A 15,666-nucleotide genomic window follows, 5' to 3' on the forward strand; every position below is an offset into this window, starting at 1 on the left:
ATACTATTTTAATTGCATTTAAAATATTACCACCCTTGATTTTGCACCAATCCAAATTTCAACACTTCACTATAAGGTATCGGTCCGTAATCCATATAATCTTGATATGCTCTCTTTTCAACCGGAACAAACGTATAAGTTCCGTTTGAAATGGATACACCATTCGCTTCTTCTGTCAAATTCGCTTTCCAGCGCCGTAAATCCCAAAAACGAAATCCTTCAAAACACAATTCCAATCGTCTTTCGTTATGAATCAATGTCCGCATAGCATCTTTTGTAGTAATAGAAGCCAGATAGGCATCAGGCTGGGTAATGCCTGCCCTCTTACGTATGGCGGCTATCACATCCCGGGCAGAATAGCCCGATGGGCCTGTACCATCAGGACCCCAGGCTTCATTGGCTGCTTCAGCATAATCCAGATATATTTCGGTATAACGCATACGGGCATAGTAATGGATCTGTGAATTGGTGTTGGTCGGATTCAGATTGACATCTTCCCGCAATAGTTTACGCATATAATAACCTGTACGTGTTGAAGTAGAAATTTGATTCAATCCATCATTGGTACTTCCGGTTCCTACCTGTGTATAAATAGGAGTATTACTCGGTCCTTCGGTACTCCCGTTGGTCACAATATAGAGGGCTAAACGAGGATCACGGTTTGCATACGGATGAGTTGGATCATAACCGCTGTTCGGATCTGTAATTGGGTAACCGTTAGCCATCGGAAAAGCATCTACCAAATTCTGGGTTGGATCAACACGGCCCTTACCATAAAGACTTGGTGGATAATTATCTGATTCCAGACTATTGGAACTACCCACGTTGGTTCTCCAAAGAATCTCCTTAGGATTAAGTCCATTCTGTATATTATTAATTTCATTTGCATTCCGTTCCGCATACCAATAATCGCCATTAGATGCTAATCCCGATAAGCCCCCATTCAGATCAAGCACGGCAGCGGCAGAGTCGGCAGCGGCAGCCCATGACACATTGGTTCCCTGATTAAAAGCAGGACTGGCTGCCAATAGAGTAACTTGTGCGCTAATGACTTTAGCGATACGGGCAGACATCCGCTGGGTATTATACGCACCAAATACGCGATTATAGTCTGACACAGTAGTCTTTCCCGTATATTTGGCCGGTATTTGGCTTGTCGAACTAATATCGGAATAGTCAAGCGGTAAGTAATACTCCGCCGAATCCAAATCGGTATAAATCTGGGTTAAACATTCGTCGAATGTATTACGTGGTACTTTGAAATTAGAAGTAACATCCTGCGGAGTTAACAGGATAGGCACCCCCAAAAGTTTCCCATCAGCCGACCAGCCACCATGCGCCTGTAACAGATAATACATAAAAAGGGCGCGCATCCCATAGGCTTCCCCTTTAAACCTGTCATTAAACATCTGGGATACATATTCTCCGGTAGTAGCCCACGTTACCTTATCTGTATTAGCCAAAAACAGATTCAAATATTGGATGGCTGAATAAGCGCTTGTCCATTGATCCATCGGATTATTTAAAGACGACCAGCTTCCCGTAGCCATCAGACGATAACTGTTCGTCGGGTCATTGGATACCGCATTATCAGTAGCAACATCGTTATACGAATAGCCTGACGGCAATTTAACATAAGCGTTCAGTAAAAGCCCTTCCGCAAACGCAGGATCACTGTACACGCCATCCAGCGTACGATTATTTTGATCGGCAGGCGAGAACAGGTCTGAACAGCCGGACAAAATCATTGCCAACGCTACAAATATCAATAATTTATTTTTCATAGTTCTTATTCTGTTTTAATTACACATCTTAAAACTCAGCTTTGATACCGACATTATATAAACGTGTCTGTGGCGTAGTACCTACATTCAATTCCATAATCTTTCTGTTTTTAGCAAATGTGAGCAAGTTATTACCGTTAACATATATGTTGATGTTCTTCAGAGGAGAGTTAATCAACAACTTTTTAGGTAAGGTATATGTGAACTGAACTTTTGAGAGATCAAAACGATCGGTACTATAGGCCCAAAAAGTGGAGTATTGGAAATTATTATTGCTACTCAGCGTGGTCAGCCGGGGATAGGTTGCCGTATTCTTCGTGGCATCCGTCCAACTGTTCAGGACAACGTTGGAATATTTTTCACTCCCATACACCCAGTAGTAACTGCCGCTCTTTATCCCTGTACCCCCATATTGGCCGGTTCCTAACGCAAAGAAGGTAAAATTCTTCCATTGTAGCGTAAGATTTACACCACATGTAAACGGACTTCCCCAACGTCCTATCATGACCTGATCCCTTTGATCGATCACGCCATCCCCGTTTTCATCTTTATACTTGATATCACCGGGAGCTACGGTTCCGAATTCCTGTACTGCATGATTGGTAATATCGTTCTGGTCAGCAAAAAAGCCTTGACTTACCAAACCAAAGATGGCATCAATCGGTTTCCCGGCACGATTCTGATATGAATTGGCATAAATCTCATCTACTTTTAATACTTTCGACGTAGCATACGTTCCGGCTGCGCCAACCATAAGGTTAACATCCCCGATTTTTTGACGGAAGTTTACCTGCACATCAAATCCTTTATATTGATCTTCCCCATAATTTGTATATGGCACAAAAGATGATGTAGGATAATAGGTATTAAAATAGCTGGGGTATTGTGTGAAACGCTGTTCAGGGATACCCGTCTTATCAATCAAAAAAGCGGTTGCCTGAACACCTAATTGGTTATTGAAGAAGGACCCGTCTATATCCAGATTAACCTCTTTTCGTTTAGCATAGGATAAATGCTGATTATCACCATGCAATGCGGTAGTTGCTGAATTGGAATAAGAACCATCATGCCATGAATACCCATAAGAAGAATAATAAACGGGGTCATACAAATAAAAGTTATTACTCAAATCCAGATCCGTATTGACAATACCGGCAGATGCCGACAGCTTCAAACGATCTACCACTTTAGAATGCTTCAAGAAATTCTCCCCGGTTAGCAGCCAACCAAGGCTAAAGGTAGGAGAAAAGGCCACACGGGCGTTGGAGGGCAACAAGGTAGAATTCACAACCGCTCCACTAAAGTCAGCATAATACCGATGATCATAATTATATGCCAATTGCAACCCTAAGTTACTGTTCGTTTGGTATTGAAAATCTCCGGTTTGACGCTGAAGCGTACCTGACCCAACCAACATTGCCGATACATTATTTAGGTTGAAGCTGTTTACATAATCCATATGCACGTTAAAATCAATGGTTTGATCTTCAAATACATTTCCTATACTCTGAACGCGACTATTATTATCTGTATTATATTTTGTTAATCCGGTAATTGAATCGCCAGTCCATGTTGGTGAATAAACAGCATACTTAGTAGAAAGAGAATCTGTATACGTATCCAAATAATCAATGCTAATCTGTCCATGAAACGATAGCCCTTTCAACGCTTGGCTGAGATCAGCATTAACGCCCGTTACATACTGAAACAGACGGGAAGTATTGGTTTTATATCCGCCGGCATACACATCGGAAATCGGATTGGTCATATATTGCTGAGTCCCGCCCAGCAAATAAAGTCCATCGATGATGTTATGAGCGTTCTTAATATAGGTTTGACCATTGGTAGCGCTATTCGAAATCAAACTGATGGGGACAAACGGGGAAAAGTAGTTCGGTCGTAACGTTGCCGCATTTGACCAATAATTACCCATCGATGACCGACTATCATTAAATACAGTCGAGGTATGAACGAAAGCGTTTATAAAATCATTTAACTTCAATTCGATGTTTCCGCGTATACTTAAACGAGAAGTGTTCTCATTGTTGCCTTCTCCAAATTTCAACAATGAATTTTGCCCCTGATAGTCAACCAAAGCATAAAACCGCGCACGCTCCGTACCGCCCGAAAATTCGGCATTAGCAGAATAAGAAGTGTACATCTTACGCAAATAATCCGATGAATAATAATTCACATCAGGATACTGATATATATTGGAATGCGAAGCATACTTACTGATGGTAGCAGCATCATAAAGCGGAGATAATCCGTCATTCGTACAGGCCTGATTATAATAGGTCATATAGTCAGCCGACCCTAAATAAGTTGGATACTCTATCGGCACATTAACGCCTCCGTTAACCCGGATGTTTTTCTTGATTTTACCTACTTTCCCCTGTTTGGTTGTAATCAAGATCACACCGTTCGCGGCACGGCTACCATAGAGGACAACGGCATTCGCTCCTTTCAAAAAGGTGATCTGAGAAATTGCCGTAGTGGTAACATCTGTAATATTACCGGGCACACCGTCAATCAACACCAACGGCGTACCCAACCCCCAGAGATTGCTCCCGCCGATAAAGGCATTAACACCTTCCAGCGGATAGGTGCCATAATCTTTTTCCAGATAATCCGACGGATTCACTACCGAAATAGCGCCGGTCAGATCTTTCTTCTCAACCGTCCCGTAGGCCACATGCACCAAGGAATCGTTGCCGGAAATCATTGTTTGATTCGTATCAGCAGTCTGTCCTGCAACTTTAAAAAGCAAGCCAAAGAACATACCGCATAAAATCGTTCCTATTCTTATAAGTTTCATTTTACGTCTTTTTAAGGTTAGAAAATATTTCCTTTAATACCCGGGGTTTTGTGGGAATGTTACATACAAGTACACATCTTTTGTTGGTATTGGTAACCAATAATTGAAGTCATGGAAAACACGGGTCAGAATTACCCTTTTCGTCATATTTACCGGCTCATAATGAATTCCGGGACTCGGTATTTCAGAGGCAGGTACAGATACAGTTCCACGATCAAAATCAATCGCTGTCTTTTCCAAGTATTGCTTATTATCCCACAACATCCAACGACGCAGGTCGTTAAAGCGAATATCCGCTTCAAACGAAAGTTCCACGGCTCGTTCACGAATAATCTCGCTCATAAATTTCTGAGGGTCACTAACGTAAGCCGAACCCACCGGACCAACTCCTGCACGGGTACGTATTTTATCCACTGCCTGTTCAGCCGTTAAATTATATCCCGGCGCAGTGCTGGTGGCCGAACCATACCCTTGCAATACCGCTTCGGCATACATCAGATAGACATCCGACAAGCGCATATAAGCCAAATGCATATAGCCTCCACCGGAATAATTGTCAATATTATTACAGGTCATTGGGGTAAACTTTCTTATTAAATAACCTGTACGGCCACTACTAGCGCCTCCATTATACGTTCGATCTTCACCGCTGGTATAAAGCGCTATATCGCGATAATGTTCTTTGTCAGCCGGGGCAGCACCATAAATTTGCTGATCGCCGTCAATTACAATGTCGTGATAGAAACGCGGGTCTCGGTTTGCCCATGGATTATTGGGATCATAACCTGAATTCGGATCTGTAATAGGCAATCCATTGGCCATGCCGTAGTTATCTACATAATTGGCATTGGGTGATACATAACCTCCACCTATTGATGAAGCGCTAAAGATAGATGCAGGTCCCCAGGGGCAACCATCCAACCAAGTACCAAATGCAGAATACGTAAACACATCCTCCTGGTAACCTGGCATTTGACTAGAACCCCCACTCCAGAAAAGGTTGGAGTATTGGCTGAAGGGAACCAAATGAAGCCAACTCTTCCCATTGTCCACATACTGTAACATCTCTGCAAAGGCAGCCGCCGCTTTCTGGCAATAGCCTTTATTATAGGTAGCACTACCTGTCGATTCCTTATTCATTAAAGGACTGCCGGCATACAGATAATCTTTCCCTAAATAGCCTAAACACATCATTTTGTTAATTCGCAACGTATTATTTCCTTTGGTTGCAGCGCCGGTAGCCGTACTATCCCAATCAACAGGCAATAGATCGGCTGCTGCTCTAAGATCTTTCGCTATGGAATCGGCAGTTTGCTGATAGGATAACCGAGGAATAGCCAGATTGTCAGTAGGTGATAGTACATGCGTAATATAAGGTAAGCCACCAAAATAAGAGGACAATTCAAAATAAAACCAACCCCGGAAAAACAGTAACTGACCTTTAATGAAATCCTTCTGTTCTTGCGTAGCATCCGTCAGTTTATCCAGATTTTCCAATCCAAGATTAACATCACGAATACCAGCCCATGCATTTGGCCATAAGCCTTCCGCACCTCCAGCTGACGCAGTATGAACATTCCCATCACCATTCAGCCATGAAGGAATCCATCCTTCCTGCCAGCCCCAATAATCTCCTTCATCAAATTTATCATCTACCCATGCTCCACCAACACTATTAATAGCTTCATCTCCCATCATCCAGTTGTCCGCCCAAGTGACAGCGGTATAGTCGGGGACTAAAGCATAGATCTGCTCTACATATCCTTGAAAATTGGTGAAATTAACAAAAGCATCCGTTGAAGAAACCACCGAATCGGGAGTTCTGTCCAAATAGCTTGTACACGAGGTGAATCCAAACATTAACCACATTAGGATAATCCCTCCGATTATATTTATATGTTTTTTCATGTATCTAATTTTAAAAAGTTACATTAAGTCCACAAGTTATCCGTTTCACAAGGGGATAGGCTGTACTTCCAGCGGTATTTACCTCGCGGCTGTCCGGCATATGTGTCCACAAGAACAGATCTTCACCATTCAGGTAAGCACGAAGCGAATTAATCCCATATTTTTGCAACCACTCTTTCTTGAACGTATAAGCCAATTGCACATTCTTTAAGCGGAGATAGGACCCGTCATATAAGTACAGTGTTGATCCGGTATAGTCCATATGAGAGTCCCATCGCGGCATCGGAACATTTCCATTTTGATCGGTCTTCGTCCAATAAGAACCCTGTTTATAGACATTGTCCAAGCTACCTGAGAAGCTTGTCAACTGCATATAACGGCTTACATCATTCACTCCATAGAACATGACGCTCAGACTGAAAGCTTTCCAGTCACACCCTACAGTAGTTGTAAATGTATTCTCCGGATAAGAGGGATAACTATAAGGAGCTGAATCTTTATTATCAATCTTACCATCTCCGTTAAAATCGATAATGTTCAGATTACCGGGCAACTTCTCTGTATCATATGTATTCAATTGGGTACTGCCATAAACCTGATCCCAGTTATTGTAGTAGCCTCCCGTTACATAGGAATAGTTTTGCCCGACCGGCTTACCTGCTGATTTCCGATAAGCATCATACAATTGAGGATCGTCGGCATAAATTACCTGGTTTCTGGCATGGGTCATATCAAAATTCCCCCAAAGTCTGAGATTCTTGTTGATCTGTTTATTAAGACGGATCACCAACTCATACCCAATGTTACGCACAATCCCGAGGTTAGCCGCTGCAGGAGTCGTACCGAAGTAGGAAGGTACAGTTGGGGTCATAAGAATATCCGTCCGTATATCACGAAAAACATCAAAATTTCCGGCAACTAAACCTCCCAGGAAAGCATAATCAACACCAGCATTTGTTTTTGTTACTTTTTCCCAATGAATATCCGAATTACCTTGTTGTGTCACATACCACCATTGATATGGATTACTAGCGTATGGATTTGTTCCTAAAGGAAGAGTTCCGCCATATCCCCAGCTTGTCATATAAAGCCAACGGTTATAATACCCATTCATATTATCCGAACCTACTTGTCCCCAGGAAGCACGCAATTTTAGCATATCCAGGAATTTCATCGGTTTCATGAATTTTTCATTTGTAATCATCCATCCGAGAGCAGCAGAGGGAAAGAAAGCAAAGCGATGGCTCGGCCCAAATTGTTCCGATCCGTTGTAGGCTCCATTCACTTCAGCAAAATATTTCTCCGCATAATTATAGGTAAAGCGACCCACCCAGTCTTCGCGGTAATGAGGCACTTCGCTTCCGGTAGCATACTGGTCGCGGCTAAACAATCCCATACCGGTAACATCATGCTTGCCGAATTTTTTGGCATAGTTCAATTGCAATTGATAAAACGTATGGCGATAAGTAGCGTCCGGACTAACATCTGCATCTGCATTAGGCGACCAACGAGAAGGTATCCAATTGAATTGATTGGTTCCTAAATAACTGCTCTGTGTTACTTCGCCTGTTACCGGATCAATATAGGTTTGTTGGACATTACCGTTGTCATAAATTCCTCCCACGGAAACAAAGGTATTGTCATACGAAAGCATTCCCTGCGCCGACAATCCATCTAAGATCATACTCAGATCCTGCTTCAAGGTAAAGTCCGTATTGATCTGTTTTGTAGTAGTATACCTGATCCCATTGTTAGACAACGTTAATGCTGAATTGATGGTTCCTACTGTGTTTGGAGGATAATAGCCCCACGATCCGTCTGAATAGCGAGGATAATACACATCAGGAGGATTACTATAGATGCTTTGCCAAATCCGGTATTCCCATGAATCCTGGTTGTATGCATCCTGCACTACTCCATATGAACCGGCCAAATCGGCCTTCAGGGTAGTGGTTCTTGTCAAATTAAAATCCAAATTACTTCGAACATCCAGGCGCTTAAAACCATACCCTCCCGTATATCCTTTACCATTGGGGTAATGTTTCAAAATATCACCTTCATCCTCATAGTCAACCGAAGTAAAATATTTCACCTCCGGCGTCCCACCTGAGATATTCATATTAACATTGTGATCCATGGCAGCTTTCCTTACCAATGCATCCTGCCAATTGATATTGGGGTACTGTTCAGCCTGCGCCAGAGTAGTCTGATTACGATATTCATTAAGTGTAGCATTCGGCATATATTTCCCCCATGCGGCAGGATACAAGCCTAATTCACGTTCAATGGACTCATTCCGAATACTGAGTGCATCATACGAATCATATTTAGAGGCTAACATCTGGGGCATCTTCACTGTAGTATTGACCGTAACCGAAATATTAGCCTTCCCCTCTTCCCCTCGTTTCGTGGTAATCAGGATAACTCCATTGGCTCCCCTTACGCCAAACACAGCTGTTGCCGAAGCGTCTTTTAACACGGATATACTCTCTACATCATTAATATTAACACTGTTTATATCGCGTTCAATACCATCCACCAAAATCAATGGGGATGTATTATTCCAGGTACTTTCGCCCCGGATTAAGATTTGAGGTGTTTCATCTCCCGGTTTTCCAGTTGTAGTCATCGTAATAACACCCGGCAAGTTACCTGTTAAAGCAGACCCCAGATCAGGTAAACCGACTGACTTTGCAAGCTGTTTCCCGGATGTCTGGACGATAGCCCCAACCACACTTTGTTTTTTCTCTTGTCCATATCCCACAACAACCACATCATTTAAATTAACGTTGTTGGGTATCATATCAACAGTAAAAAAATTCTTACCTTTTGTGTCAATCTCTTGCGGTTTATATCCCACATAAGAAATAACGATTACAGGTTGTTTCATGGGTACGTTTAATGTGAACCTACCGTCAACATCTGTTACCGTACCGATTTTCAGATCTCCCTTCACCACTACTGTAGCGCCAATCATAGGCATATTCTTTTCATCGAACACCTTTCCTTTGACTGTATACATGTTTTGCGCAACAAGAGCAGAACTTAATAAGGAAAGCATTGACAGAATGAAAAATCTTACCAGTGTCAATCTCCCTCTCTGCACTCTTAGAAAGCAAATTGGTATGTTTTTATCATTATGCTTCATTGTATTAAATATTTTTTTTAATATATAGATAACGTAATTTTTTATGGCTAATTAATTTATTTTAAAATATCTACCATCTAAAACACTGAATTGCTAGCTATCGTCATAAAATCTCTTCATATGCACATATAATTTAAGGTTAACACTCTAACAAACATCTCTCTTTTTAATGCCTTAAAAATAACCATATACCTTGACAAACATTACCGTTTCCCCACCACCTTATACTTCCTATGTCTAAAATCCATAGGGTAATGTAGGAAAAACATAAACTTGTTCATTTCAAAACATAAACTTGTTAACAAGATAATTGCTACACTATCTTTACCTGCTTCATACCAGGACACCTTTAACTGAAACCCCTGAAACACGACAATTGACAGGCAGAGCCGAAAAACCAATCACTACAAAGCAAAATAAGAATATCACCTTTTCAAATTTTCAAAGCAACAAAAACTTGTCTATTATTAAGTATATCACAATTTCTATTTGAAAAATAATATTTTTCTTCGCTTAGAATCAGATTCATGCTGTCTGTAGAAATCCCGGTAAAGTCTTTTGAAAGATGATAAGATCACAATTTTATCGAAAGAAACTTCATCCTTTATTCAGAACAGCCAAAACCACATAAACAAAACGGAAACACTGGCAAGTCACGGTTTTTTGAATCTAAATCCACTATGGATTATATCAATTGAATGACGTCTGAGGAAATAGCATAGGGAAATCAATCCCAAACTGCTCTTATAAATGTATGTTTCATAGTTGGACGATTAAATGATTAATAATTGAAATACATTTCGAAACTAAACAAGAGGGTCTTCAAAGAAATATAGAAGACATCTTGTTTTTCTTACAATAAATCGCTACAAATATAGCAAGTGTTTATTTTACACTCATAAATCAGGAAACAAAAACTAAAAGTATTGTAACATAAATATCCTTTTTGATACTATTTCTGTAGATTTTGATTCAAACCCTTCCAAAATACGATTTTAACTTTCCAATCACATCAATTTAACATTCTTATTTCTAAGCATTTCCTTCCATCCAAAGTATCACTAATGAAACGTAGTAATGCTTTTAGCAGGCAATGTATAAATAAAGGCATTATTTACTAATGAAACTGTTCCCTCTGGTTTCATATTTTCACTACTGGAAGTCCTATTGACGTTCATTGTATCTGAGATCGACAAGTTCAGACATGAAAACGTCTGGCTCACGGGCAATCCTCCAGCATTAACCGCTACAATAACGATTTTATTGTTGTTACCGCGATAAGCCGTTATATAAACATTAGAAACCGGATTGTACGTACAACTGATCCGGACATATCCCGGGCGTACCCATTTTGCAAACTGTCCGATTGTATAACCATTCTTGTAAATCGTTCCGTCATGATATACCAGATTCACATTCGTATCGTTATCGTAAACCCACCACCAAAAATAGGCGCTCATTTGGTTATACATACATTCACTGATTTCTTTAGCAATGCTCATACATGAATCAATATTGCTTTGCCCGTCTATATAATGTTCGGTCATCCATACATGCTTGCCGTGGTTAATTGCATTTTGATGAACATAGTTACCTCCGCCATAAATGTGCCCGCCAATGTAGGCAATCTTACCCACAGTTGATGTATCATTCAAAGCAGGATCTGTATAGGCATCATTGAAACAAAAAGATTCTGCATATACTATTGGTTTCCCAATAATAGAAGAGTAATTTTTCAAAAAAGACAACATTTGGTCAGCACTCCATGAAACTACACCTTTCGGGTCGATATAACCCATATCAGGTTCATTCTGAAAGGAAACATAGTCAAGGTCAATACTATCCGCCGCGTCTTTCAACCATGAAGCATAATTACTGTAGTATTGTGGGAGCAAGTAGCCACCAGTACTTTTCCCATTACTATTCCATGCCGGAGGAGGAGACCATTCTGAGCCTAATACCTTAACACCAACTGCATGAGCTGCAGCGGCATTGGCAATTTCATCTGCCCAATATTTGTTTTCATCAATACGAATCCGCAACAAAGAAAAGCCAAGTGTATCATAAAGTGCATTATTTTTAGCAATAGTAAGCACTCCACACCATGCACTGGAAAAGCCAAAACCGTCAATAGTCTGGTAGGAAGTGCCACCATCAATCACTGCTGTGGATTTTATTGTATCTTGTGTATATTGCTCAGGAATGCTTTGTTCCATCTCTTTGGCACATCCAGTTAATCCCAAGCATACTGCTATAACAATCAACACCTTCGTTTTCATTGGTTTCTAATTTATTTTTATTGTACTCATCCAAGGTCGAAAGACAAACAACAGTCTAAAGTCGAAGGTCTAAAGAGAACTACGGTTGAAAGTTTAAGGTGTAAAGACGAGAACCAAGAATCAAGAGCCAAGAACCAAGAAGGAATCTGTTGGCAATGCTGCTGGTTCTTCCCGTAACTTCTCTAACTTCACATCTTCCTGCTGTTCTATCAGTTATTCTGTTATTTGATGTCTACCTCTAAATCTAAAGGGGACTTAAGTGTGTCAATATAAGGATTATCTGTTAAATATAGAAGAATAGACAGCCCCCATTAGAGATTGAATGACTGAAGGATTGAGGGTTCTAACTTCCTGTATCTTCCCGTAACTTCTCTAACTTCTGATTTTCAGATTCCTACTATCTACTACACTACTTTGAGGTTGTTATCTTCTCATCTACTTTATCTTCCTGCTATTCTGTAAAAACAAAGTCCTTTAATACAAATAATTTAGCGGCTTTATCACCTGTGAATTTCAGATAAACATCATGGCGTCCGGTAGTAGGAATGGTTCTGGCGGTAAAAGTCTTTATGTTTGCCAAACTGCCTGTATTCATAATTTTACAAGTGGCAATTTTCTTCCCTGTGCCTATTGAATCCAGCCATACCTCTACGTTACCACCTTTCGTAATACAAGAAGCAGAGATTGAGATCATATGGGAAATTTTTTCATAACCCTTGTCTCCAAATTCAACTCCAGCATATAATGCCCAATCATTATTATGAATATTATCCAATAGCGCAATTCCGTTAGGTAATACTGTGTTTGTTGTTCCAAATTGATTAGCCGGACACGCTGCAAGAATAGGAGTATAAGCATCGCGGTATATATACAAATCAAAATCAGCAAAATTTGCTCCCTGTACATATAATCCCTGTCTGTTTCCAGACCATCCGTTATAGTTACGACTAAACCGATCAAGTGTTTCTACATTAATCTTATGGCCAACAGGTTTCCATTTTATTCCATCTGAACTGAAAAATCCAGTTAGTTCATGCTCATCTCGTACCAATTTTAACCACACGGTATTCCCAAACGTATTGGCAACTTCATAACGGGCTTTATTAAAGCTAAAACAAATAATCTTTTGGCCTTGATTATTGACTGTACAATATATTTTGGCAAACAAATCTTCCATGCCATTTATAATCCTTATCCCAGCTTCATCTGATATGGACTTTGGATTGAAATCCAGACGTGTTATTAATGAATAGTTATGCTCAGCATCTGTTTTTATAACTGTATTAGCCTTGGTCGGGCTTTTAGGGAACAGCCTTAACCAACCTGGCCTGGCTGTAAGAGAGTAAAGTGAATTTGGAGTATACCCCAGGAAGGACCATTCCGGAGAAAGTGTTTTCTCATTAAAAAAATCAGATTTAGGAACCATCCATGGAATGCCACTAGAGGGAAGTAATGGCGCTTTTTTTGCTGTATTCGTCGGATAATCTGCAATAGCATTATTGTCAGAATCATATCTTACCTGATTTAGCAATCCTTGCCGTCCTTGCCCATACCATTCATTATTATTTGCTCTCGCCCAAAGAGGATGCAAAAGCCAACTTGTACCATCTTTTAATTCTACTACTGCCGAACAATGATTTGGGTTAAAAAAGATCGATTTATCCTTATTCGGATCATTTTCATTAAATAAGTCTACCGGCGTAGTCCAGGCAGACTTATCTGCGGTTAGTATTTTACTTCGCATAACTTTCTGCCCACCTGACACATCCCGGGCAAAGGAGTAATAATAATAGCCGTTGTGTTTCCACATAACAGGACCTTCAGCCCAACTATACTTAAAAGGAGGTCCGGGATTTAGCCAATTGAGATTATATACCACACCGGTTGGCTGCCCACTCATATTCAATTCGACAATCGCGTTATTGGATTGTCCGTTTTTAACAACCAAATACCATTTCCCATTATCATCAATAAATACTGAATTATCATAGCCAAGGCCAAATGGAAGCTGAGGCGGATTATTGATTTTAACCGGCATGCTCCATGGCCCCTGGGGCTTATTTGCAGTAACAAAATACATCGTATTCGCTCTGGAGAAAAAATCCCAATACTTATTATTGTAAAACACCATTTGTCCTCCCCAGCAACCACCGGTAGGATTATCCCCATACAAAGGCCATGCTGCGGAAACCGGTTGGGCAATGGCTTCCCAATGAACTAAATCTGTCGAATGATAAATGACAGGAGTCGGATTAAATGAAGAACCGGTGGTATAAAAATCCTTCCCGATTTTAGTTAGTGTACAATCCGAATGATCTCCGGGAATTACCGGATTCATGTACGTTTTAAACGAAGGAGATTGAGCTACTCCTGCCAAGGAGAGCATTAAGCCGCTTAAGCCAATAAGAATAGTTGTAATGTTCTTTTTCATTGAGTAATTTTGTTTTTCAGGGGCATTTTAGTGTAGTAGTCCGGAATAATTTTTGAATATCACATATTGAATACAAACAATCAAATTGAATGATCCTTGTCTTTTATAACATATAATATTGTAGCCGCCTTATTTTATATTCCACTTGCCAGAGAGTCAAAAAATCTATTGATAACACCTTTTACTTACCTTTTGACCCTCTCATCTTCCCGTAAAAATACTTAAATACATAATATTGTGACATAGTCGTTCTATCATTCAGTCATTTAATTCCTCCCGTCAATGGTACGGATAGTTCCATCTTCATTGTATTCCAGTTCAATCACTTTTATGCTTCGCAGCCAGGTCTTACCGCCCGATGGCACGCTGTCGTGGTAAAACAAATACCATTTCCCCTTAAACTCCACAATCGAGTGGTGGGTAGTCCAGCCAACTACCGGAGTTAGGATAACTCCTTTGTAGGTAAAGGGACCGTAAGGAGTGTCTCCCACCGCATAGCACAGTCTATGGGTGTTTCCCGTGGAGTAGGAATAGTAGTATTTTCCCTGATATTTATGTAGCCAGGAAGCCTCAAAAAAGCGGCGATCATGATCACCGGCCTTGAGCTTTTCCCCGTTTTCATCCAGGATAATAACTTCACGCGGATCCTCGCCGAATTCGAGCATATTTTCGCTCAGTTTCGCCACACGCGAAGGCAATGCCGGTTCATCATCCTTGGGTTCGTGACCGCATTCAATTGCCTTGTTATTCCGGTACCGTTGAAGTTGCCCTCCCCATAACCCGCCAAAGTAAATATAGTGGGAACCATCATCGTCGCAGAACACACAAGGATCTATCGAATAACTCCCCTTGACAGGCGCCTCCTGCGGAATAAAAGGCCCTTCCGGCTTATCGCTGATAGCAACTCCAATATGGAAAATATCGGTTTTATCTTTCAGAGGGAAATAGAGATAGTATTTGCCATCTTTGAAAGCTACATCACAATCCCATAATTGGCGTCCCGCCCAGGGAATATTGTTTATATCAAGTATTACGCCATGATCGGTAACTTCCCCATCCATGGTTTCCATGGAAAAAACATGGTAATCCCGCATATCGAAATGATCCCCGTTATCATTCTCAGGAATACCCGATTCAATATCGTGTGAAGGATAAATATATAGCTTCCCGTTAAAAACATGAACCGCCGGATCAGCCGTATATAAATGATCGACGAGGTATCTTGGTTTTTTCATAGTTCCTGTTGTTTTTAATGATGTATGGATTTATCTTTTTCATTCCACAAGTCTATACCTAAA

General features: G+C 40.6%; 7 protein-coding genes. All 7 read right to left on the minus strand.

What is annotated here, in order from left to right; all coding sequences use genetic code 11:
- Positions 1-26: 26 nt before the first annotated feature.
- The 7 genes from FHX64_RS11060 to FHX64_RS11090 all read right to left on the minus strand — a co-directional run bounded on the left by FHX64_RS11060 (position 27) and on the right by FHX64_RS11090 (position 15,603).
- Entirely contained in the window at positions 27-1,784 is a 1,758-nt protein-coding gene (locus FHX64_RS11060) for a RagB/SusD family nutrient uptake outer membrane protein (protein ID WP_183413908.1), read from the minus strand.
- Between the two features lie 28 nt (positions 1,785-1,812).
- The gene (locus tag FHX64_RS11065) at positions 1,813-4,602 is read right to left on the minus strand and encodes a SusC/RagA family TonB-linked outer membrane protein (protein ID WP_221202202.1); all 2,790 of its coding nucleotides are present in this window, start codon (positions 4,600-4,602) and stop codon (positions 1,813-1,815) included.
- 33 nt (positions 4,603-4,635) lie between these two features.
- Positions 4,636-6,510 carry a RagB/SusD family nutrient uptake outer membrane protein gene (locus FHX64_RS11070; protein WP_183413909.1) on the minus strand — a complete coding sequence of 625 codons (1,875 nt, stop codon included), beginning with the start codon at positions 6,508-6,510 and terminating at the stop codon, positions 4,636-4,638.
- Between the two features lie 10 nt (positions 6,511-6,520).
- Entirely contained in the window at positions 6,521-9,532 is a 3,012-nt protein-coding gene (locus FHX64_RS11075; protein WP_246392452.1) for a SusC/RagA family TonB-linked outer membrane protein, read from the minus strand.
- 1,187 nt (positions 9,533-10,719) lie between these two features.
- Positions 10,720-11,937: a glycoside hydrolase family 30 beta sandwich domain-containing protein gene (locus FHX64_RS11080; protein WP_183413911.1), complete on the minus strand. Its 1,218-nt coding sequence runs from the start codon at positions 11,935-11,937 to the stop codon at positions 10,720-10,722.
- Positions 11,938-12,388: 451 nt separating this feature from the next.
- Positions 12,389-14,368: a family 43 glycosylhydrolase gene (locus tag FHX64_RS11085; RefSeq protein WP_183413912.1), complete on the minus strand. Its 1,980-nt coding sequence runs from the start codon at positions 14,366-14,368 to the stop codon at positions 12,389-12,391.
- A gap of 266 nt (positions 14,369-14,634) precedes the next feature.
- The gene (locus FHX64_RS11090) at positions 14,635-15,603 is read right to left on the minus strand and encodes a glycoside hydrolase family 43 protein (RefSeq protein ID WP_183413913.1); all 969 of its coding nucleotides are present in this window, start codon (positions 15,601-15,603) and stop codon (positions 14,635-14,637) included.
- Between the last annotated feature and the right edge of the window lie 63 nt (positions 15,604-15,666).

The sequence above is a fragment of the Microbacter margulisiae genome, assembly GCF_014192515.1.
Lineage (GTDB): Bacteria > Bacteroidota > Bacteroidia > Bacteroidales > Paludibacteraceae > Microbacter > Microbacter margulisiae.

Bases quoted from the DNA above. Each gene is read 5' to 3' on its own strand.
- FHX64_RS11060 (WP_183413908.1), bottom strand. From the start codon at position 1,784: ATGAAAAATAAATTATTGATATTTGTAGCGTTGGCAATGATTTTGTCC.
- FHX64_RS11065 (WP_221202202.1), bottom strand. From the start codon at position 4,602: ATGAAACTTATAAGAATAGGAACGATTTTATGCGGTATGTTCTTTGGC.
- FHX64_RS11070 (WP_183413909.1), bottom strand. From the start codon at position 6,510: ATGAAAAAACATATAAATATAATCGGAGGGATTATCCTAATGTGGTTA.
- FHX64_RS11075 (WP_246392452.1), bottom strand. From the start codon at position 9,532: ATGTATACAGTCAAAGGAAAGGTGTTCGATGAAAAGAATATGCCTATG.
- FHX64_RS11080 (WP_183413911.1), bottom strand. From the start codon at position 11,937: ATGAAAACGAAGGTGTTGATTGTTATAGCAGTATGCTTGGGATTAACT.
- FHX64_RS11085 (WP_183413912.1), bottom strand. From the start codon at position 14,368: ATGAAAAAGAACATTACAACTATTCTTATTGGCTTAAGCGGCTTAATG.
- FHX64_RS11090 (WP_183413913.1), bottom strand. From the start codon at position 15,603: ATGAAAAAACCAAGATACCTCGTCGATCATTTATATACGGCTGATCCG.